A 19,862-nucleotide genomic window follows, 5' to 3' on the forward strand; every position below is an offset into this window, starting at 1 on the left:
TTTCGTTACACACTGACCCGCGGCAGCGCAATGCAGTAGCATGCCCAGCCTTTCGTCGGGCCCCACAGCGGGTGCTCGACGGTTGCACGGAAAAACAGAAGAACACGAAAAGAAATGCGCCTTCGGGGGAAGCAGTATGGAGTTTTGGAGTGCCTTTCAGGCGTTCGTCCTGGGAGTGGTCGAGGGGCTGACCGAGTTCCTGCCGGTGTCCAGCACCGGACACCAGATCATAGTCGCCGACCTGCTGGGGTTCGTCGGTGAGCGGGCACAGGCTTTCAACATCATCATCCAGCTGGCCGCCATCCTGGCGGTGGTCTGGGAGTTCCGCGGCAAGATCCTCGAGGTCATCTGCGGCCTGCCCAGCCAGCCTCGCGCACAGCGTTTCACCGTCAACCTGCTGGTCGCCTTCTTCCCCGCCGTGGTGCTGGGCGTGGCCTTCGCCGACCTGATCCACCATTACCTGTTCAACCCCATCACGGTGGCGGCGGCGCTGGTGGTCGGCGGGGTGGTCATGCTCTGGGCCGAGAAGCGCGAGCACCGCATCCGCGCCGAGAGCGTCGACGACATGACCTGGAAGGACGCCCTGAAGGTCGGCTGCGCCCAGTGCCTGGCGCTGGTCCCCGGCACCTCGCGCTCCGGCGCCACCATCATCGGCGGCCTGCTGTTCGGCCTGTCGCGCAAGGCGGCCACGGAGTTCTCCTTCTTCCTGGCCATGCCGACCATGGTCGGCGCCGCCGTCTATTCCGGCTACAAGTACCGCGACCTGTTCCAGCCCAGCGACCTGCCGGTGTTCGCCGTGGGCTTCGTCACCTCCTTCATCTTCGCCATGATCGCCGTGCGCGGGCTGCTGAAGTTCATCGCCAACCACAGCTACGCGATGTTCGCCTGGTACCGCATCGGCTTCGGCCTGCTGATCCTGGCGACCTGGCAGTTCAGCCTGATCGACTGGAGCAGCGCCGCTCCCTGAGGCCGCGCGGATGAACATGGAAAAGGACGGCGTCATCAGCCGCTGGGACGACGACAAGGGCTTCGGTTTCATCCGCCCGCGCGCCGGCGGCGAGGAACTCTTCCTGCACATCTCGGCATTCCGCGGCGACCGCCGGCCCCAGGCCGGCGATGCGGTGCGCTTCGTCGCAGGTTCCGATCGCCAGGGCCGCCCGCGCGCCGAACATGCGCGCCTAGCCGGGCTGGCCGTGGACCTGCCCGAGATCCGCCGCAAGCCGGCGGCGCCTGCCACCCGCGCCAAGGTCCGCAGCGGCCGGCAGATCGCCGAGCCGTCCCGGCCGAACGGCTGGGGCAGGGCGCTGGGCTGGCTCGCCGCCTTGCTGCTGTTGCCTGCGGTCGGCGCCGGCCGCCTGCTGCTCGCCGGCGCCGCGCCCTGGTGGCTGCTGGCCTACCCGCTGTTCAGCCTGGTCGCCTTCTTCGCCTACTGGCGCGACAAACGCAGCGCCGAGCAGGGCGCCTGGCGCACGCCGGAACAGACCCTGCACCTGCTGGAACTGCTGGGCGGCTGGCCAGGCGCCTTCCTGGCCCAGCGCCTGCTGCGCCACAAGACGCGCAAGCCCAGCTACCAGTTGGTGTTCTGGGCGATAGTGCTGCTGCACCAGGTGTTCTGGCTGGACCGCCTGTTCGGTGGTGTGCTGCTGGCGCGGGTACTGCCGGCGTTCTGAGCCGCCTTATAGCGGTTCGTCGCTGCGGCCGAAGCCCTCGGCCAGGTAATCGATCAGCGCCCGTACCGCCGGCAGCAGCCCGCGCCGGTGCGGGTACACCGCCTGGAGAAAGGCCGCCGGTTCCTGCCAGTCGGGCAGCACCCGCACCAGTTGGCCGCTGGCCAGTTCTTCCAGGCAGTAATAGAGGGGCAGGGTGGTGATACCCAGGCCGGCCAGCGCCACGTTCTTGCGCAGGTTGAAGTCTTCCGCGGCCAGGCGCGCCTCCAGGGCCAGTTCGCGGACTTCGCCGCCGGGGCCGTGCAACTGCAGGTGCACCTTGCGGTCGTTGCCGATGGCGCCCAGCACCGGCAGCCCGGCCAGGTCGTCCGGGCCCTGCAACCGGCGGCCGCGCAGCAGCTCCGGTGTGGCCACCAGCACTGCCGCGGCCGGGCGCAGGCGGCGGGTGACCAGCGACGGGTCCTCGTCGCCGGGGGCGCGCACGCGCAGCGCCACGTCCACGCCTTCGTTGACCAGGTCGACGCGCCTGTTGGTCAGCAGCAGCTCCAGGTTGACCTGCGGATAGCTGGCGAGAAAGCCCGGCAGCATGGCGTTGAGCGACGTCTCGGCCATCGCCACCGGGCAGGACAGGCGCACCCGCCCGCGGGGCTCGGCGCTGAGCTGGGCGACCACCTCGTCGGCCATCTCCGCCTCCACCAGCATCGCCTGGCAGTGCCGGTAGTAGCGCTCACCGATGTCGGTGAGCGCCAGCTTGCGCGTGGTGCGCTGCAGCAGGCGCGCGTTCAGGCGCGCCTCCAGTTCGGCGATGCGCCGCGACAACCGCGACTTCGGCAGCCCCAGTTCGCGGCCCGCGGCGGCGAAGCCACCGGCTTCCACCACCTTGGCGAAATAGAAGAGATCGTTGAGGTCCTGCATGGGATTGTCCTGCTGGTGGGACGATTCATCGCATTTTTGCCGACTTATCGCTCATTGGCTACATGCGTAGCATCCGTCCCATCGCTTTCTACCCCCATTCACAGGAGCCACCCCATGAAACTTCTGCACATCGATTCCAGCATCCTCGGCGACGCCTCCGCCTCCCGCCAGCTCAGCCAGGAAGTGGTCCAGGCCTGGGCCGCCGCCGAGCCGGGCGTACAGGTGACCTACCGTGACCTGGCCGCCGACGCCATCAGCCACCTGTCCGCCGCCAGCCTGGTCGCCGCCGGCACCCCGGCGGAACTGCGCGACGCCGCGCAGAAGCACGAAGCCGCCCTGGGCGAGAACAGCATCGAGGAATTCCTCGCCGCCGACGCCATCGTCATCGGCGCGCCCATGTACAACTTCACCGTGCCCAGCCAGCTGAAGGCCTGGATCGACCGCATCGCCGTGGCCGGCAAGACCTTCCGCTACACCGAGAACGGCCCGCAGGGCCTGGCTGGCGGCAAGAAGGTGATCATCGTCTCCACCGCCGGCGGCCTGCACGCCGGCCAGCCGAGCGGCGCCGCCCACGAGGACTACCTGAAGCTGGTGCTGGGCTTCCTCGGCATCACCGACATCGAAGTGATCCGCGCCGAGGGCCTGGCCTACGGCGAGGAACCGCGCGCCAACGCCATCAAGGGCGCCCGCGCGGAGATCGCCTCGGCCTTCGCCAGCGCCTGATTCGCTGCGAGTAGAGCGACGAAGCCCCGGCAGTGCCGGGGCTTCGTGCTTTCAGGGCGTGCGCGCCGGCCGCCACAGGCCGACCTTGCGCGCCTTCGCCTCCTGTTCCTCGAAGTTGTACTGGGCGCGCTCTTCCTCGCCCTGGGGATCGTCCACCCGCCAGCGCGCCATGCCCACGGCGAGCTGCGCGCGGCCGACATCCAGGGTATGCCCGCAACCCGGACAGTCCGCGGGCTCCACCCATACCGCAGCGCTGAGCGCACCGGCGGCTTCCTCGCGCGGCAACACCAGGGTGGCGTTGCGGCCTTCGGCCAGGCGCCGCAGGTTGTCCAGCGAAGCCTGGGCATAGGGTTCGCCGGCCCTGGGTGCTTCGATGCCGCGCAGACGCACATCGACGCTGCGCTCGGCCAGGCGGCAGGTCAGGCGATCGCCGCTGACAACGGCGGTGACCTGGCAGGGGCCGTCGGTCTGGGCGAGGGCGGGGAGGGCGAGGGCGAGGGCGAGGAGCAGGGCGGGATAAAGCAGTCGCATGGAGTCTCCTGAGGGTGTCGTTGCAGGATAGCGTCGCAAGGGGGTTGTGTCGTCGGATGGTCCGGTGCGGCTGGTGGGGCGATCGCGGACAGAGTCCGCTCCTACCGCATGAGTGAGCATGGCTTTTCGTAGGATGGTGTTGAGCGAAGCGATACCCATCAGCGCAACCGCATGGGTTTCGCAAGCTCAACCCATCCTACGAAGAGCGCCCCGGTGCGGCCCGCAAGATAGTTGCTCCTACGACCGTGCTTTCCTGGAGCCGTTCGCCTGCGGTTTGCGCATTGTGGTTCAGGGAGCCTGGTGATTGCGCTTCATGCCGAACGGTTCCCTCTCTCGCTTGCGGGGGAGGGTTAGGGAGGGGGAGTGGAGTCAGGGTTGGCAGAGGTGTGGGGGCGGAGTCCGTCCCCTCACCCCAGCCCTCTCCCAGAGGCAGAGGGGGCCGTTTGGCGTGGGGGGATGACACAGTGTTAGCCGGCAGGTTCGTAGGGCGTATAACCGTTCGCGGTTATACGCCGTTGGCCGGAGCGCCGATGCCCTTCATGGAACTGTAGGAGCGAGCTTGCTCGCGAATGGGGTTTCCCGGTGGTGTAGGTGCTGGGTTCAAGAGCGCCCGCTCCCCAACCCTCGGCTGCGCGCCCCGCCCTGAAGGGAGAGGGGGCTGTTCGGAGTGGGGGGAGAATCCTGAGTCATCCTGGGACGCCTAACCATCGTCATTCCCGCGAACGCGGGAACCCAGAGACTGCGGGGTTCGCGAGCAAGCTCGCTCCTACGAAGAGCAAAAGCGCGTTTGCTCTGGCTTTGGCTCCTGGATTTCCAGAGAAACATCCGCGCACTCCGAAACGCCCCTTCAGAAGGCCGAGCGAAACCCCCGCTCAGGAGGTCATGCGACATGGATGTCGCGAGAGCCCCGCGGGCTACAGGGACGTACCCTCGGGGCGGGCCTCCGTGGCGGGGGAATTCGTGAGGGTAGCCCGGCTCCATCGGGCCCGTATGCGGGGCAAGCCTTTTTGGTTCCTTTTTGCGGGGGTGGCCTTCCACCGTTTGACAAAAGGGACTCGCCCGAGGGGGCGAAACGAGAAATCTCTGCAGACTCGGTGCGGCGCAGAAACACCCAAGCCAAGGCAATTGGGTTCCCGCGTTCGCGGGAATGACGGGTTAGGTTGGGAGCGCAGGACCAAGGTTCGCGAGCAAGCTCGCTCCTACAACCTTGCGTAAGTCATTCAACCTCGCGTAAGTCATTCCCGACAGATTCGCTCGGACAAGTTCATGCTAGGATGACGCCCGGCCCCGAAATCCCCGGCCCCGCCGGCCTCTCCGGCGGGGCCATCCCCTCGATAGAAGGAATACCGCAATGGCTCAAGTCACCCTCAAGGGCTCCCCGATCAACGTCGACGGCAAACTGCCGCAGAAAGGCGAAAAGGCCCCGGCCTTCAAGCTGGTCGGCGGCGACCTGGCCGACGTGACCCTGGAGAACTTCGCCGGCAAGCGCAAGGTGCTGAACATCTTCCCCAGCGTCGACACCCCCACCTGCGCCACCTCCGTGCGCAAGTTCAACGTCGAGGCCAGCAAACTGGCCAACACCGTGGTGCTGTGCATCTCCGCCGACCTGCCGTTCGCCCAGAAGCGCTTCTGCGGCGCCGAAGGCCTGGAGAACGTGGTTAACCTGTCGACCATGCGTGGCGCCGACTTCCTGGCCAACTACGGCGTGGCCATCGCCAGCGGCCCGCTGGCCGGCCTGGCCGCCCGTGCCGTGGTGGTGCTGGACGAGAACGACCAGGTGCTGCACAGCCAACTGGTCGGTGAGATCGCCGACGAGCCCGACTACGCCGCCGCCGTCGCCGCGCTGAGCTGATCGCCCGCCGCAGCCCCGGCTGCCGCAGGCCCCGGATGCCGCCCCGCCCAATGGCCGGGCGGCATCTTCGTTTTTGGCGCTGTGCAGGGAGCAGCAGCCCAGGCCCTGCTGCTGTGTGAACAGTTGCGGCGCAACCTCGCCCAGGCGCCGTAACTCTCGGTAAAACAAAGGTAAATAGCGGGTAAAGAGACTTTGCCCGGCGCCTTGCAGTGCTTATCGTTCGACCCTGAAGGTATAGAAGTGTGGACGCCGCGTCGTGGATGCGGCGCTTTGCCTTGCGCCTCGTTATCATCCAAACCTTTGGCCGCCTGATGACCGCTATGACTCCAAGCAATGGAACGCCCTCGAAACTCCGCAAGCTGCGCCCCTGGCTGATCACCGCCGCCGTCTTCGCCGCTGTGGTGGGGCTGAGCATGTGGCTGCACAAGACCAGTTCGGCGCCGGAGCCCCAGGCCGGCGGCGGGCGCGGCGGACGCGGAGCGGCCATGGCCGGGCGCGGGCCGGGCGGGCAGGGTGGCGGCACGGCCATCACCGTCAGCGTGGCGCCGGTGGCCAAGGGCGACCTGCCGGTGCACTACCACGCGCTGGGCACCGTCACCGCCTACAACACGGTGAACGTGCGGGCGCGGGTCAGCGGCCAACTGGTCAAGGTGCCGTTCCAGGAAGGCCAGCAGGTCAAGGCCGGCGACGTCCTCGCGGTGATCGACCCGCGGCCCTTCCAGGCGGCGTTGGACCAGGCGGTGGGCACCCTGCAGCAGAACCAGGCGCAGCTGAAGAATGCGCAGATCGACCTGGCGCGCTACAAGGGCCTGTACGCCGAGGACTCCATCGCCAAGCAGACCCTCGACACCCAGGAAGCCCTGGTGCGCCAGTACGAGGGCACTCTGCGCACCAACCAGGGCCAGGTCGACGACGCCAAGCTCAACCTCGAATTCACCCAGGTGCGCGCGCCTATCTCCGGCCGCGTCGGCCTGCGCCAGGTGGACGTCGGCAACCTGGTCACCTCCGGCGACACCACGCCGCTGGTGGTGATCACCCAGGTCAAGCCGATCTCCGTGGTGTTCAGCCTGCCGCAGCAGCAACTGGGCACCGTCGCCCGCCAGCTGTCCGGCAGCCAGCCAGTGCCAGTGGAGGCGCTGGATCGCAACCAGAACCTGACCCTCGCCAGCGGCGTGCTCAAGACACTCGACAACCAGATCGACACCACCACCGGCACGGTCAAGCTCAAGGCCGCCTTCGAGAACGCCGACCAGAAGCTGTTCCCCAACCAGTTCGTCAACGTGCGCCTGCTCGCCGAGACACTGCGTGGCGTGCTGACCATCCCGGCCAACGCCGTGCAGCGCGGCAACGACGGCACCTACGTGTACATCGCCGACGCCGGGAACAAGGCCAAGCGCCAACTGGTCGGCCTGGGCACCAGCGAGAACGAGCGGGTGGTCATCACCGAGGGCCTGAAGGAAGGCCAGCGCGTGGTGGTGGAGGGCACCGACCGCCTGCGCGACGGCACCCTCCTGCACATAGTCGCCAGCGACGAACAGGCCCGCGCCGCCGCCACCGAGGAGGGCGAGGCGGCCTCGCCGAAACCCTTCGGCTCGGGCTCCCCGGCCCAGGACAGCGGTAAGAGCGAATGAACCCGTCGCGCCTGTTCATCCTGCGGCCGGTCGCCACCACGCTGTTGATGGTGGCGATCCTGCTGTCGGGCATCATCGCCTACCGCTTCCTGCCGATCTCGGCGCTGCCGGAGGTGGACTACCCGACCATCCAGGTGGTCACCCTGTACCCCGGCGCCAGCCCGGACATCATGACCTCCTCGGTCACCGCGCCGCTGGAGAACCAGCTGGGGCAGATCCCCGGGCTCAACGAGATGTCCTCCACCAGCTCCGGCGGCGCCTCGGTGATCACCCTGCAGTTCAGCCTGCAAGTCGACCTGGACGTGGCCGAGCAGGAAGTGCAGGCGGCGATCAACACCGCGCAGAGCCTGCTGCCCAAGGACCTGCCCAACCAGCCGGTGTACAGCAAGGTCAACCCGGCCGACGCGCCCATCCTGACCCTGGCGGTGATGTCCCCGGACATGCCGCTGCCGAAGATCCAGGACCTGGTCGATACGCGCCTCGCGCAGAAAATCTCGCAGATCTCCGGCGTCGGCCTGGTCAGTATCAGCGGCGGCCAGCGCCCGGCCGTGCGCATCCGCGCCAACCCCGCGGCCCTGGCCGCCGCCGGCTTGAGCCTGGAAGACCTGCAGAGCACCATCACCAGCAACAACCTCAACGGGCCCAAGGGCAGCTTCGACGGCCCGACGCGCTCCTCGACCCTCGACGCCAACGACCAGCTCAAGTCCGCCGACGCCTACCGCGACCTGATCATCGCCTACAAGAATGGCTCGCCGCTGCGCGTGCGCGACGTCGCCAGCGTCGAGGACGATGCCGAGAACGTGCGCCTGGCCGCCTGGGCCAACAACACCCCGGCGGTGGTGCTGAACATCCAGCGCCAGCCGGGGGCCAACGTCATCGAGGTGGTGGACAGCGTCAAGAAGATGCTGCCGCAGCTGCAGGCGACCCTGCCGGGCAACCTGGAAGTCACGGTGCTCACCGACCGCACCACCACCATCCGCGCCTCGGTGGCCGACGTGCAGTTCGAGCTGTTCCTCGCCGTGTGCCTGGTGGTGATGGTTACCTTCCTGTTCCTGCGCAACCTCTCGGCCACCCTGATCCCCAGCTTCGCCGTGCCGCTGTCGCTGATCGGCACCTTCGGCGTCATGTACCTGGCTGGCTTCTCCATCAACAACCTGACGCTGATGGCGCTGACCATCGCCACCGGCTTCGTGGTGGACGACGCCATCGTCATGGTGGAGAACATCGCCCGCTACCTGGAGCAGGGCGACAGCCCCCTGGAAGCAGCGCTCAAGGGTTCCAGGCAGATCGGCTTCACCATCATCTCGCTGACCTTCTCGCTGATCGCCGTGCTCATCCCGCTGCTGTTCATGGGCGACGTGGCCGGGCGGCTGTTCCGCGAGTTCGCCGTGACCCTGGCGGTGGCCATCCTGATTTCCGGCTTCGTCTCCCTGACCCTCACGCCGATGCTCGCCGCCAAGCTGCTCAAGCACATCGAGCCGGAGCAGGAAGGCCGCTTCGCCCGCGCCGCCGGGCGCTTCATCGAACGCATGATCGAGCGCTACGCCGCCGCCCTGCGCGTGGTGCTGCGCCACCAGGGGCTGACCCTGCTGGTGGCCATCGGCACCCTGCTGCTGACCGCCGCGCTCTACCTGTTCATGCCCAAGGGCTTCTTCCCGGTGCAGGACACCGGGGTGATCCAGGGCATCGCCGAGGCGCCGCAGTCGATCTCCTTCCAGGCCATGGCCAGCCGTCAGCAGGAACTGGCCAGGGTGGTCCTGGCCGACCCGGACGTGGAGAGCCTGTCGTCCTTCATCGGCGTCGACGGCAGCAACGCCACCCTCAACACCGGGCGCATGCTGATCAACCTCAAGCCCCACAGCGAGCGCGACCTCACCGCCAGCGAGGTGATCCGCCGCCTGCAGCCGGAGCTGGACAAGGTCGCCGGCATCAAGCTGTACCTGCAGCCGGTGCAGGACCTCACCATCGAGGACCGCATCGCCCGCACCCAGTACCAGTTCACCCTGCAGGACGCCGACCCCGAGGTGCTCGCCGAATGGGTGCCGAAGCTGGTGGAACGCCTGCAGCAGCTGCCGCAACTGGCCGACGTGGCCAGCGACTGGCAGGACAAGGGCCTGCAGGCCTACATCGACATCGACCGCGACACCGCCTCGCGCCTGGGCGTGAGCCTGTCGAGCATCGACAGCGTGCTCTACAGCGCCTTCGGCCAGCGGCTGATCTCCACCATCTTCACCCAGGCCACCCAGTACCGCGTGGTGTTGGAGGTGGCGCCGGACTTCCAGCTCGGCCCGCAGTCGCTGGAGAACCTCTACGTGCCGGCCAGCGACGGCACCCAGGTGCGCCTGTCGAGCCTGGCCAGGGTGGAAGAGCGCCACACCCTGCTGGCGGTCAACCACATCGCCCAGTTCCCCTCGGCGACGCTGTCCTTCAACCTGGCCAAGGGCGTGGCCCTGGGCGAGGCGGTGCAGGCCATCCGCGACGTCGAGGCGCAGATGCAGATGCCGGCCAGCCTGGAAGGCAGCTTCCGCGGCGCCGCCGAGGCCTTCGAGGCGTCGCTGTCCAACACCCTGCTGCTGGTGCTGGCCTCCATCGTCACCATGTACATCGTGCTGGGCATCCTCTACGAGAGCTTCATCCACCCGGTGACCATCCTCTCCACGCTGCCCTCGGCCGGCGTGGGCGCGCTGCTGGCGCTGATGCTGGCCGGGCAGGACATCGGCATCGTGGCGATCATCGGCATCATCCTGCTGATCGGCATCGTCAAGAAGAACGCGATCATGATGATCGACTTCGCCCTGGACGCCGAACGCAACGAGGGCAAGCCGCCCCACGAGGCCATCTACCAGGCCTGCCTGCTGCGCTTCCGGCCGATCCTGATGACCACCATGGCCGCGCTGCTGGGCGCGCTGCCGCTGATGCTCGCCGGCGGCGCCGGCGCCGAGCTGCGCCAGCCGCTGGGCGTGACCATGGTCGGCGGCCTGCTGCTGAGCCAACTGCTGACGCTGTTCACCACCCCGGTGATCTACCTCTACTTCGACCGCCTGGCGCTGCGCTGGGCCAACTGGCGCAAGCGCCACGGGCTGGACGTGAACAGCCCCGACGAAGGCCTGGAGCAGGGCTGATGAACATCTCCCGCCCGTTCATCCTGCGGCCGGTTGCGACCATCCTGCTGACCCTGGCGCTGCTGCTGGCCGGGGCGCTGTCCTTCGGCCTGCTGCCGGTGGCGCCGCTGCCCAACGTCGACTTCCCGACCATCGTGGTGCAGGCGGCGCTGCCCGGCGCCAGCCCGGAGACCATGGCCAGCACCGTGGCCACGCCGCTGGAGCGCTCGCTGGGGCGCATCGCCGGGGTCACCGACATGACCTCCACCAGCTCCCTGGGCAACACCACCGTCATCGTCCAGTTCGACCTGTCCAAGGACATCGACGGCGCCGCCCGCGAGGTGCAGTCGGCGATCAACGCGGCCATGAGCCTGTTGCCCACCGGCATGCCGAACAACCCGACGTACCGCAAGGCGAACCCGTCGGACCAGCCGATCATGATCCTCACCCTGACCTCGGACACCTATACCCGCGGCGAGATGTACGACCTGGCCTCGACCATCGTCTCGCCCAAGCTGGCCCAGGTGAAGGGCGTGGGCCAGGTGAGCATCGGCGGCTCCTCGCTGCCGGCGGTGCGGGTCGACGTCAACCCGGACCAGCTCAGCCACTACGGCATTTCCCTGGACACGGTGCGCACCGCCATCGACAACACCAACGCCACCGGGCCCAAGGGCGCCCTGGAGTTCGGCGAGCGGCACTGGCAGGTGGACGCCAACGACCAGCTGCGCAAGGCCAGCGAGTACGCGCCGCTGATCATCCACTACAACGCCGAGACCAACGCCGCGGTGCGCCTGCGCGACGTGGCCAAGGTCAGCGACTCGGTGGAGGACGTGCGCAACGCCGGCTTCTCCGACAACCTGCCGGCGGTGCTGCTGATCGTCACCCGCCAGCCCGGCGCCAACATCATCGAGGCCACCGACGCCATCCACGCGCAACTGCCGATCATCCAGGACGTGCTCGGCCCGCAGGTCAAGCTCAGCGTCATGGACGACCGCAGCCCGTCGATCCGCTCCTCCCTGGAGGAGGCCGAGCTGACCCTGGTGATCTCGGTGCTGCTGGTGATCCTGGTGGTCTACCTGTTCCTGCGCAACGGCCGCGCCACGCTGATCCCCAGCCTGGCGGTGCCGGTGTCGCTGGTGGGCACCTTCGCCGTCATGTACCTGTGCGGCTTCTCGCTGAACAACCTGTCGCTGATGGCGCTGATCATCGCCACCGGCTTCGTGGTGGACGACGCCATCGTGGTGGTGGAGAACATCGCCCGGCGCATCGAGGAGGGCGACCACCCGGTCCGGGCGGCCATCCGCGGCGCCCGCGAGGTGAGCTTCACGGTGCTGTCGATGACCCTCTCGCTGGTGGCGGTGTTCATCCCGCTGCTGCTCATGGGCGGCATCACCGGGCGGCTGTTCCGCGAATTCTCGGTGACCCTGGCGGCGGCCATCCTGGTCTCGCTGGTGGTTTCCCTGACGCTCACGCCCATGCTCTGCGCACGCCTGCTGCGCCGCGCCGAGCGGCCGCAGAAGGCCTCGGTGGCGCGGCAGAGCAACCGCTACTTCGTCGCCTTCATGCTGCGCTACCGCGCCAGCCTCGCCTGGGCGCTGGAGCACTCGCGGCTGATGGTGGTGATCATGTTCGGCTGCATCGCGCTGAACCTCTACCTGTTCGCCATCGTGCCCAAGGGCTTCCTGCCGCAGCAGGACTCCGGGCGCCTGCGCGGCTTCGCGGTGGCCGACCAGAGCATTTCCTTCCAGGCCCTGGACCGCAAGATGGCGGAGTTCCGCAACATCCTTTCCCAGGACCCGGGGGTGGATAACGTGCTCGGCTTCGTCGGCGGCGGCAAGTGGCAGTCGAGCAACACCGGCTCCTTCTTCGTCACCCTCAAGCCCATCACCGAGCGCGACTCCGCCGAGGCCATAGTCGCGCGGCTGCGCAAGAAGCTGGCGGAAATCCCCGGCGCCAACCTCTACCTCACCGCCGGCCAGGACGTGCGCATCGGCGGCCGGCAGAGCAACGCGCAGTACGAGTTCACCCTGCGCAGCGACGACCTCACCCTGCTGCGCGACTGGGCGCCGAAGGTCGAGGCGGTGCTGAACAAGGTCCCGCAGCTGGTGGACGTCAACAGCGACGCCCAGGACAAGGGCGTGCAGAGCCGCCTGGTGATCGACCGCGACCGCGCGGCCAGCCTCGGCATCGACGTGGCGGCGGTGGACGCGGTGTTGAACAACGCCTACGGCCAGCGCCAGGTGTCGACCATCTTCAACCCGCTGAACCAGTACCACGTGGTGATGGAGGTGGACCAGCCGTTCCAGCAGACCCCCGAAGAGCTGCGCCAGGTCTACGTGATCGGCAGCGACGGCCAGCAGGTGCCGCTGTCGGCCTTCACCCACGTGGAGCCCAGCCGCGCGCCGCTGTCGGTCAACCACCAGGGGCAGTTCGCCGCCACCACCTTCTCCTTCAACCTGGCCCCCGGCGCGCTCATCGGCCCGGCCCGCGACGCCGTGATGGCGGCCCTGGAGCCGCTGCACCTGCCGCTGGAGATCCAGGCCAGCTTCGAAGGCAACGCCGGCGCCGTGCAGGACACCCAGAACGACATGCCCTGGCTGATCCTGCTGGCGCTGGTGGCGGTCTACATCGTCCTGGGCATCCTCTACGAAAGCTACGTGCACCCGCTGACCATCCTTTCCACGCTGCCCTCGGCGGGGGTGGGCGCGCTGCTGACGCTGATGCTGTTCCGCACCGAGCTGTCGCTGATCGCGCTGATCGGGGTGATCCTGCTGATCGGCATCGTCAAGAAGAACGCCATCATGATGATCGACTTCGCCCTGGACGCCGAACGCACCCTCGGCCTGTCGCCGCGCGAAGCCATCCTCGAAGCCTGCATGAAGCGCTTCCGGCCGATCATGATGACCACCCTGGCCGCCATCCTCGGCGCGCTGCCGCTGATCTTCGGCATCGGCGGCGACGCCGCGCTGCGCCGCCCGCTGGGCATGACCATCGTCGGCGGCCTGATCGGCAGTCAGCTGCTCACCCTCTACACCACCCCCGTGGTCTACCTCTACCTCGACCGCCTGCGTCACTGGGTCAACCAGAAGCGCGGCGTGCGCACCGACGGCGCCCTGGAGACTCCGCTATGAACCGCCCGAACCCATCCCGCAGCCTGCTCGCCCTGGCGCTGTGCGCGGCGCTCGCCGGCTGCGCGGTCGGCCCCGACTACAAGCGCCCCGAGCTGAGCGTGCCGGCTGCCTTCAAGGAAGGCGAGGGCTGGCGCCTGGCGCAGCCGGCCGACCCGGGCGGCCACGGCCAGTGGTGGACGTTGTACGCCGACCCGGTCCTGGACGACCTGCAGCAGCGCCTGCTCAAGGCCAACCAGACCCTGGCTCAGTCCGAGGCCTCCTACCGCCAGGCTGCGGCCCTGGTGAAAGGCTCGCGCGCCTCCTTCTTCCCCACCATCAGCGCCGACGTCGGCAAGACCCGCTCCGGCCAGGGCGGCAGTGGCAGCGGCAGCGTGCGCCTGCCCGACGGCTCCACGGTCAGCAGTGGCGGTAGCGGCGGCATCAGCAACAGCTACAGCGCGAGCCTCGGCGTGAGCTGGGAGCTGGACCTGTGGGGCAAGCTGCGCCGCCAGCTGGAAGCCGACACCGCCAGCCGCGACGCCAGCGCCGCGGACCTGGCCGCCTCGCGCCTGTCGCTGCAATCGCAGCTGGCACAGAACTACCTGCAGCTGCGCGTGATGGACCAGCAGATCAAGCTGCTCAACGACACGGTCGAGGCCTACGAACGCGCGCTCAAGCTGACCACCAACCAGTACAACGCCGGCATCGTCACCAAGGCCGACGTGGCCCAGGCGCGCACCCAGCTCAAGAGCACCGAGGCCCAGGCCATCGACCTCAAGTACCAGCGCGCGCAGCTGGAGCACGCCATCGCCGTGCTGGTGGGCCAGGCCCCGGCCAACTTCGGCCTGGCCGCCACCGGCCAGGTGCCGAAGCTGCCGCCGATCCCGGCGCTGGTGCCCTCGCAGCTGCTGGAGCGGCGCCCGGACATCGCCTCCGCCGAGCGCCAGGTGATCTCGGCCAACGCCAAGATCGGCGTGGCCAAGGCCGCCTGGTACCCGGACCTGACACTCAGCGCCGCCGGCGGCTACCGCAGCGGCAGCTTCCACGACTGGATCGAGACGCCCAACCGCTACTGGTCCATCGGCCCGCAGTTCGCCATGACGCTGTTCGACGGCGGCCTGATTTCCTCCCAGGTGGAACAGGCCGAGGCCAGCTACGACCAGACCGTGGCCAGCTACCGCCAGACCGTGCTCGACGGCATGCGCGAGGTGGAGGACTACATGGTCCAGCTCAAGGTGCTGGAAGAGGAGAGCGGGGCGCAGAGCGAAGCCCTGGACGCCGCCCGCGAAGCCCTGCGCCTGACCAGCAACCAGTACAAGGCCGGCACCGTGGACTACAACAGCGTGGTCACCACCCAGACCACCGCGCTGTCCAACGAGCGCAACGTCCTGAGCCTCTACGGCAACCGCCTGGTGGCCAGCGTGCAACTGATCGCCGCCATGGGCGGCGGCTGGGACGCCGGCCAGATCGCCGCCGAAGGCGAGAAGGCGGCCAAGGCCGACTGACCTGCGCCGAGCCGCTCCTACGAAAAACCGTGTTCGCCTGTAATGTGTGGTCTATCCCGGTCCGGTCTCGATCCACATCGCCGCCGGACCTGTAGGAGCGGGCCCTGCCCGCGATGGCGTAGGGCGAATAACCGTTCGCCCGTGGGAGGCGTTATGCGCCCTACAGCCTGTCTATTGGGTTCCCGCGTTCGCGGGAATGACGTCGGAAAACACGAATCCTAATCCCGTCATTCCCGCGAACGCGGGAACCCAGAAAACAGCGTAGGTGGGGCGGCGTAGGAGCGGATCTCATCCGCGAATCGCGCCGATATGTCCGGTTATCGCGGACAAGGTCCGCTCCTACAAGTGAATGCCTTCAGCCGTGCAGATGGCGGTTTCTCCTGCATCTTGTAGGAGCGGATTTATCCGCGATCCGCCCCCGGTGCGAGTCCGATGCACATCGCGGACGGGGGAATGGCGTGGGCGTGCCTTCAGTGCCTGAACCGCCGCGCCGTAGTGAAATTACGATCCCAATAATTGTTGCTCAACGAATCGATGCGCACCGACTTGCCACTGCGCGGCGCATGGATGAAGCGGTCATCGCCCAGGTACAGCCCGACGTGGCTGACCCGCGCGCCGCCATTGTGGCTGAAGAACACCGCATCCCCCGGCTTGAGCGCGTGGCGCGGCACCTGGCGGTGCTTCTGGCGGATCATCGAGCGGGTGGTGCGCGGCAGTTCCAGGCCGATCTCCTTGCGGAACAGGTAGACCAGCAGGCCGCTGCAATCGAAGCCGGTTTTCGCCGAGGTACCGCCCCAGCGGTACGGCGTACCCACCAGTTCCTGCGCGCTCTGCAGCAGGCGGTGCATGTCGCCGTCCGGGGCGCCGGGCTTCAGGCCGGGCTGCGCGCCGGGGCGGAAGAACTGCGTCAGGGCGCCTTCCTGCGCCTGGTAGCTGCGCCAGGTCGGCGCGTCCAGCAGATCGGCCGATGTGGCCAGGGGAAATAGGCAGAACAACCACAGCAGGAAGATACGCACGACAGGGACCGCAAGGAGGTAGTGGGAGCTGCAGCCATCCTAGGTATCGGCCTACGAACGGTCAGTCGGAAAATTCATCTACTCCAGGCAGAAAGTGCCTAACACTTTCCGATGTGCCACTGGCAAGTGCGCAAGAACGTTCAAGGCGGGCGACGAAGGTTTCTGCCAAGCTGGGCGCCTTACTGCCTCGAAAGCGTCATCCATGTCAGAACAACTGCTTCCCTCCCGCGCCTTCCTCAAGGGCGCCATCGCCATCATGCCGCTGTCCATCGCGGTGCTGCCCTGGGGCCTGTTGGCCGGCTCGCTGGCCATCGAGGCCGGTCTCTCGCCGCTGCACGGCCAGGGCCTGTCGGCCATCGTCTTTGCCGGCGCCGCGCAACTGGTGGCCATCGGCATGCTCAAGGGCGGCGCCGGGTTCTTCTCGATCATGATCACCACGCTGCTGCTGACCTCGCAGCACCTGCTCTACGGCATGAGCATGCGCCCGGTGATCGCCGGACTGCCCGGGCGCTGGCGCCTGGGCCTGGGCTTCCTGCTCACCGACGAATTCTTCGCCCTGACCAGCCAGCACGACCGCGAGACCTTCAACCGCTGGTACGCCCTAGGCGTGGGCCTGACCTTCTACGTGGCCTGGAACCTCTTCACCCTGGCCGGCGTGCTACTGGGCAGCAGCATCCCGGGCCTGGAGCACCTGGGCCTGGACTTCTCGGTAGCCGCCACCTTCGTGGCGCTGATCGCGCCGGTGGTGCGCAGCGTGCCGACGGTGGTCTGCGTGGCGGTGTCGCTGTTCTGCTCGGTGCTGTTCAGCTACTGGCAACTGGGCTCGGCCCTGGTGCTCGCGGGCCTGGCGGGCATGACCGCGGGCTTTGTCTGCAACAAGTTCAGCGGGAGGTCGGCATGATGGTCTGGGCCGTGATCATCGGCATGGGGCTGATCGTCTTCTTCAACCGCTACGTGTTCCTCGAACCGCGCCTGCCCATCCGCCTGGGCAGCAACGTCCGGCAATTCCTCGGCTTCGCGGTGCCGGGCATGCTCACGGCCATCTGCGGGCCCATCGTGTTCCTGCCCGAGCACCAGCTGAACCTGCGCCCGGACAACCCCTACCTGCTGGGTTCGCTGGTGGCGGTGGGGCTGGTGCTGTGGACGCGCAACACGCTGCTCAGCGTGCTGCTCAGCATGGGGGTGTTCTTCCTGTTGCGTTGGTGGTTGTAGCGAATCGCGCGCAGGGCGCGCTCCTACAGGTAGGTTCAGTGGTAGGCGTAATTTCGGTGGTGGGCGTAATAATGTAGGAGCGAGCTTGCTCGCGAACAGACTCCGCTGCGGAATTTGTTCGCGAGCAAGCTCGCTCCTACGAAAAGCCGTGCTTGCCTGCAACGTAGGTGCGCCCCTACGAAAATCCTTCAGCCCTGGCGTTCGAACCCATAGGCCCGCTCGATCCTCGCCACCCGCACGCGAAAGCGCTCGTACCAATCCCGCCGCCCACCTTCACGCGCCAGCTTGTGCTCGGCATTCTCCCGCCACCGGCGAATGCTGTCTTCGTCCTGCCAGTACGACACCGTGATCCCCAGCCCATCCTCTCCACGCGCCGACTCCACCCCAAGAAACCCCGGCTGCCCCGCGGCCAGTTCGAGCATGCGCTCGGCCGCCTCGCCATAACCGGCTTCCAGCGGCGTGCGTAGCGAGGTGAAGATCACCGCGTAGTAGGGCGGCTCCGGCGTCGTGGCGGTCATGCTGCGCTCCTGGCGTACTGGTTGGCGGCGCGCAGGAAGGCTTCGGCCAGCGGCACGCTGACGCCGGCCAGGGCCTTGCGCTCGGGTTGGAACAGGGTGGCGACGAAGAACGGATGGTCGCTGGCCTCCAGGGCGCGGATGCTGCCGTCCTCGCCATGGGCGGTGGCGTGCAGGCCGCTGTCGAACAGCGCCGCCTGGTAATCCGGGTTGACGCCATAGCTGCAGCGATAGCCTTCGCGGATGCTCGGCTTGCCGTAGACGCTGGCCAGGCGCGAGCCGGGCTGCAGGCGGATGTCCTCGCGCACCTCGATCAGCGAACAGGGCAGGGCGTGGATCACCGGCCGCGCCGCGCGGGGGTCGACCTCGCCGTGGGCGGCGTCGTCCCAGCCCAGGACGTTGCGGGCGCGTTCCAGCAGCGCGTGCTGGAAGCCGGCGCAGGTGCCCAGGTAGGGCACGCCGCGGGTGCGCGCGTAGGTGATGGCGCGCAGCGCGCCCTCGGTGCTGCGGTAGGGGCTGCCGGGGGTGCACCAGAAGCCGGAGTATGCGTCCAGCGCCAGGCCGTTGGCCAGCCGCTCGGTATCCAGCCACTCCAGGCGCAGGGCGCCGGCGTGGGGCAGCAGCGACTGCTGCAGCGCCAGGGGAATGGCCCAGTGCGCAGTGACCCGGCTGTCGCGGTCGCCGATCAGGCCGATCCGCAGTAGTTTCCGCACCTTCCGCATCGCTCGTTCCCCCTGCGCTGGCGCCCGTTGGCGGGCTTCTCCGGGCAATTTATAGTTGCGCCGATGCAATCGAAATGGGCGGTTGCGCAATTCAAGAGTGCGCCAATGCAATATCGACTGGAATACGCCGACCTTTCCCTGGTACTGGCCCTGGTGCGCGGCGGCAGCCTGGCGCGGGCGGCGGAACTGCTGGCAGTGGACGTGTCCACGGTGTTCCGCGCGGTGCGCCGGCTGGAGAAGGCCCTGGGCATGGCGCTGTTCGAGAAGGGCCGCGCCGGCTACCTGCCCAGCGCCACCGCGCAACAGCTGGCGCGCCAGGCAGAACTGGCCGAGCAGGCCCTGGAGGCGGCGCGGGTGGGCCTGGAGCAGGGCCGCGAAGTGCTCAGCGGCACGGTGCGCCTGACCTGCACCGACGCCGTGTTGCACGGCCTGCTGCTGCCGGCGCTGGGTCATTTCATGGGCGGCTACCCCGGCCTGCACCTGGAGCTTTCCACCTCCAACGCCTTCGCCAACCTCAGCCGGCGCGATGCCGACGTCGCCCTGCGCCTGACCACCGCGCCGCCGGACTACCTGGTGGGCCGCTGCCTGGGCGAGGTGCGCTACGCCCTGTGCGCCCACGAAAGCTACCTGGCCGCCCAGGCCGGGCGCGACTGGAGCGAACTGAGCTGGATCGCCCCGGACGAATTCATGCCCGACCACCCCAGCGTCGCCTGGCGCCGCCAGCTGTACCCGGCGCTCACCCCGGCCTACCGTTGCGGCAGCATCCTCTCGGTGCTCGAACTGTGCCGCGCCGGCCTGGGCCTGGCGGCGCTGCCGGACTACCTGCTGCGCGAAGGCGACGGCCTGCGTGTGCTGCAATACGACCTGCCGGGTTGCGCCACCGCGCTGTGGCTGCTGACGCGGCCGGACTGCCGGGCCCTGCGCACCGTGGTCACGCTGTTCGAGGAGCTGGCGCGGCACGTCCGCCTGCCGCAACCCGGCGGGCGTTGAACGGCCATCCGACGGAAAGAACGAACCTGCGCCCGCGGCCGGCCTCCAATGGCTATCGCCGCATCGACCGGAGGTCGCCATGAACCCGACTCTGCACAAATGGCTGGGCAAGCCCTGGCCACAACGCGACGGCGAAAACGCCGCCCGCGGTCTGCCGGGCTACCCGCGGGACGCCGAGCAGGACGCGGAAATCGTCAGGAGCCTGGGCTTCGACCCCGACTCGCCGGACCTGGCCGACCCGCAGATCGACCCGCCGCAGCCACCTCACCCACCCCGCGAAGGCCCCAGCCCGCAGCGCCACAAACGCGCGCCGGGCGAGCAGTACCCGCCTTACGGCGACTGACTCGCGGCGGGAGACGTCCGTCAGGCGAA

17 protein-coding genes are annotated in these 19,862 nt (G+C 68.2%); 12 read left to right on the top strand and 5 right to left on the bottom strand.

Annotated elements, in window-relative coordinates; all coding sequences use genetic code 11:
• The first annotated feature begins 136 nt into the window (after positions 1–136).
• Complete coding sequence (locus ACTWJ5_RS15885; RefSeq protein ID WP_064583130.1) at positions 137–967, top strand: undecaprenyl-diphosphate phosphatase; 831 nt, start codon at positions 137–139, stop codon at positions 965–967.
• A 16-nt stretch (positions 968–983) separates the two neighbouring features.
• Entirely contained in the window at positions 984–1,670 is a 687-nt protein-coding gene (locus ACTWJ5_RS15890; protein ID WP_181926013.1) for a DUF1294 domain-containing protein, read from the top strand.
• Between the two features lie 6 nt (positions 1,671–1,676).
• On the opposite strand, the gene ACTWJ5_RS15895 is transcribed toward ACTWJ5_RS15890, so the two are convergent.
• Positions 1,677–2,582: a LysR substrate-binding domain-containing protein gene (locus ACTWJ5_RS15895; protein ID WP_074980911.1), complete on the bottom strand. Its 906-nt coding sequence runs from the start codon at positions 2,580–2,582 to the stop codon at positions 1,677–1,679.
• A 114-nt stretch (positions 2,583–2,696) separates the two neighbouring features.
• On the opposite strand from ACTWJ5_RS15895, the gene ACTWJ5_RS15900 reads away from it, so the two are divergent.
• Positions 2,697–3,305 (top strand): FMN-dependent NADH-azoreductase, encoded by a 609-nt coding sequence (locus tag ACTWJ5_RS15900; protein ID WP_009621819.1) that lies wholly within the window; start codon positions 2,697–2,699, stop codon positions 3,303–3,305.
• A 51-nt stretch (positions 3,306–3,356) separates the two neighbouring features.
• Here ACTWJ5_RS15900 and ACTWJ5_RS15905 read toward each other — a convergent pair whose 3' ends face one another.
• Positions 3,357–3,836 carry a thermonuclease family protein gene (locus ACTWJ5_RS15905; RefSeq protein ID WP_444439448.1) on the bottom strand — a complete coding sequence of 160 codons (480 nt, stop codon included), beginning with the start codon at positions 3,834–3,836 and terminating at the stop codon, positions 3,357–3,359.
• 1,351 nt (positions 3,837–5,187) lie between these two features.
• Here ACTWJ5_RS15905 and tpx point away from each other — a divergent pair.
• From tpx to ACTWJ5_RS15930, 5 genes are all read left to right on the top strand, one after another.
• Entirely contained in the window at positions 5,188–5,688 is a 501-nt protein-coding gene (tpx, locus tag ACTWJ5_RS15910) for a thiol peroxidase (protein ID WP_009621821.1), read from the top strand.
• A gap of 320 nt (positions 5,689–6,008) precedes the next feature.
• Positions 6,009–7,319 (top strand): MdtA/MuxA family multidrug efflux RND transporter periplasmic adaptor subunit, encoded by a 1,311-nt coding sequence (locus ACTWJ5_RS15915; protein ID WP_116424438.1) that lies wholly within the window; start codon positions 6,009–6,011, stop codon positions 7,317–7,319.
• Positions 7,316–10,441, top strand: a complete 3,126-nt coding sequence (locus tag ACTWJ5_RS15920) for an MdtB/MuxB family multidrug efflux RND transporter permease subunit (protein ID WP_249920024.1) — start codon at positions 7,316–7,318, stop codon at positions 10,439–10,441. The genes ACTWJ5_RS15915 and ACTWJ5_RS15920 overlap by 4 nt, the downstream gene beginning before the upstream one ends.
• Positions 10,441–13,551 carry a multidrug efflux RND transporter permease subunit gene (locus ACTWJ5_RS15925; protein ID WP_444439451.1) on the top strand — a complete coding sequence of 1,037 codons (3,111 nt, stop codon included), beginning with the start codon at positions 10,441–10,443 and terminating at the stop codon, positions 13,549–13,551. The genes ACTWJ5_RS15920 and ACTWJ5_RS15925 overlap by 1 nt, the downstream gene beginning before the upstream one ends.
• A complete protein-coding gene (locus tag ACTWJ5_RS15930) occupies positions 13,548–15,035 on the top strand; it encodes an efflux transporter outer membrane subunit (RefSeq protein ID WP_444439453.1) in 1,488 nt (495 codons plus the stop codon). The genes ACTWJ5_RS15925 and ACTWJ5_RS15930 overlap by 4 nt, the downstream gene beginning before the upstream one ends.
• A gap of 470 nt (positions 15,036–15,505) precedes the next feature.
• On the opposite strand, the gene ACTWJ5_RS15935 is transcribed toward ACTWJ5_RS15930, so the two are convergent.
• On the bottom strand, positions 15,506–16,051 hold the full coding sequence (locus tag ACTWJ5_RS15935) for a C40 family peptidase (RefSeq protein WP_253391208.1): 546 nt from the start codon (positions 16,049–16,051) through the stop codon (positions 15,506–15,508).
• Positions 16,052–16,253: 202 nt separating this feature from the next.
• Here ACTWJ5_RS15935 and ACTWJ5_RS15940 point away from each other — a divergent pair, with 202 nt between their 5' ends.
• Both ACTWJ5_RS15940 and ACTWJ5_RS15945 read left to right on the top strand, forming a co-directional pair.
• Positions 16,254–16,952, top strand: coding sequence for an AzlC family ABC transporter permease (locus tag ACTWJ5_RS15940; RefSeq protein ID WP_074980905.1), 699 nt, complete (start codon positions 16,254–16,256; stop codon positions 16,950–16,952).
• Positions 16,949–17,263 carry an AzlD domain-containing protein gene (locus ACTWJ5_RS15945; RefSeq protein ID WP_058489844.1) on the top strand — a complete coding sequence of 105 codons (315 nt, stop codon included), beginning with the start codon at positions 16,949–16,951 and terminating at the stop codon, positions 17,261–17,263. The genes ACTWJ5_RS15940 and ACTWJ5_RS15945 overlap by 4 nt, the downstream gene beginning before the upstream one ends.
• A 188-nt stretch (positions 17,264–17,451) precedes the next feature.
• Here the strand turns inward: ACTWJ5_RS15945 and ACTWJ5_RS15950 are convergent, their stop codons facing one another.
• Positions 17,452–17,781, bottom strand: coding sequence for an antibiotic biosynthesis monooxygenase family protein (locus tag ACTWJ5_RS15950; RefSeq protein ID WP_444439456.1), 330 nt, complete (start codon positions 17,779–17,781; stop codon positions 17,452–17,454).
• Positions 17,778–18,500: a CTP synthase C-terminal region-related (seleno)protein gene (locus ACTWJ5_RS15955; protein ID WP_256515238.1), complete on the bottom strand. Its 723-nt coding sequence runs from the start codon at positions 18,498–18,500 to the stop codon at positions 17,778–17,780. The genes ACTWJ5_RS15950 and ACTWJ5_RS15955 overlap by 4 nt, the downstream gene beginning before the upstream one ends.
• Before the next feature lie 105 nt (positions 18,501–18,605).
• Here ACTWJ5_RS15955 and ACTWJ5_RS15960 point away from each other — a divergent pair, with 105 nt between their 5' ends.
• Positions 18,606–19,490, top strand: coding sequence for a LysR family transcriptional regulator (locus tag ACTWJ5_RS15960; protein WP_342524097.1), 885 nt, complete (start codon positions 18,606–18,608; stop codon positions 19,488–19,490).
• A gap of 79 nt (positions 19,491–19,569) precedes the next feature.
• Positions 19,570–19,833 (top strand): DUF6021 family protein, encoded by a 264-nt coding sequence (locus ACTWJ5_RS15965; RefSeq protein WP_253391212.1) that lies wholly within the window; start codon positions 19,570–19,572, stop codon positions 19,831–19,833.
• Positions 19,834–19,862 lie beyond the last annotated feature (29 nt).

The sequence above is a fragment of the Pseudomonas sp. A6 genome (assembly GCF_052367875.1).
Taxonomy (GTDB): Bacteria; Pseudomonadota; Gammaproteobacteria; order Pseudomonadales; family Pseudomonadaceae; genus Pseudomonas; species Pseudomonas citronellolis.

Excerpts from the sequence above, each read along its gene's own strand:
- ACTWJ5_RS15885 (WP_064583130.1), top strand. The coding sequence starts at position 137 with ATGGAGTTTTGGAGTGCCTTTCAGGCGTTCGTCCTGGGAGTGGTCGAG.
- ACTWJ5_RS15890 (WP_181926013.1), top strand. The coding sequence starts at position 984 with ATGGAAAAGGACGGCGTCATCAGCCGCTGGGACGACGACAAGGGCTTC.
- ACTWJ5_RS15895 (WP_074980911.1), bottom strand. The coding sequence starts at position 2,582 with ATGCAGGACCTCAACGATCTCTTCTATTTCGCCAAGGTGGTGGAAGCC.
- ACTWJ5_RS15900 (WP_009621819.1), top strand. The coding sequence starts at position 2,697 with ATGAAACTTCTGCACATCGATTCCAGCATCCTCGGCGACGCCTCCGCC.
- ACTWJ5_RS15905 (WP_444439448.1), bottom strand. The coding sequence starts at position 3,836 with ATGCGACTGCTTTATCCCGCCCTGCTCCTCGCCCTCGCCCTCGCCCTC.
- tpx (WP_009621821.1), top strand. The coding sequence starts at position 5,188 with ATGGCTCAAGTCACCCTCAAGGGCTCCCCGATCAACGTCGACGGCAAA.
- ACTWJ5_RS15915 (WP_116424438.1), top strand. The coding sequence starts at position 6,009 with ATGACTCCAAGCAATGGAACGCCCTCGAAACTCCGCAAGCTGCGCCCC.
- ACTWJ5_RS15920 (WP_249920024.1), top strand. The coding sequence starts at position 7,316 with ATGAACCCGTCGCGCCTGTTCATCCTGCGGCCGGTCGCCACCACGCTG.
- ACTWJ5_RS15925 (WP_444439451.1), top strand. The coding sequence starts at position 10,441 with ATGAACATCTCCCGCCCGTTCATCCTGCGGCCGGTTGCGACCATCCTG.
- ACTWJ5_RS15930 (WP_444439453.1), top strand. The coding sequence starts at position 13,548 with ATGAACCGCCCGAACCCATCCCGCAGCCTGCTCGCCCTGGCGCTGTGC.
- ACTWJ5_RS15940 (WP_074980905.1), top strand. The coding sequence starts at position 16,254 with ATGTCAGAACAACTGCTTCCCTCCCGCGCCTTCCTCAAGGGCGCCATC.
- ACTWJ5_RS15945 (WP_058489844.1), top strand. The coding sequence starts at position 16,949 with ATGATGGTCTGGGCCGTGATCATCGGCATGGGGCTGATCGTCTTCTTC.
- ACTWJ5_RS15950 (WP_444439456.1), bottom strand. The coding sequence starts at position 17,781 with ATGACCGCCACGACGCCGGAGCCGCCCTACTACGCGGTGATCTTCACC.
- ACTWJ5_RS15955 (WP_256515238.1), bottom strand. The coding sequence starts at position 18,500 with ATGCGGAAGGTGCGGAAACTACTGCGGATCGGCCTGATCGGCGACCGC.
- ACTWJ5_RS15960 (WP_342524097.1), top strand. The coding sequence starts at position 18,606 with ATGCAATATCGACTGGAATACGCCGACCTTTCCCTGGTACTGGCCCTG.
- ACTWJ5_RS15965 (WP_253391212.1), top strand. The coding sequence starts at position 19,570 with ATGAACCCGACTCTGCACAAATGGCTGGGCAAGCCCTGGCCACAACGC.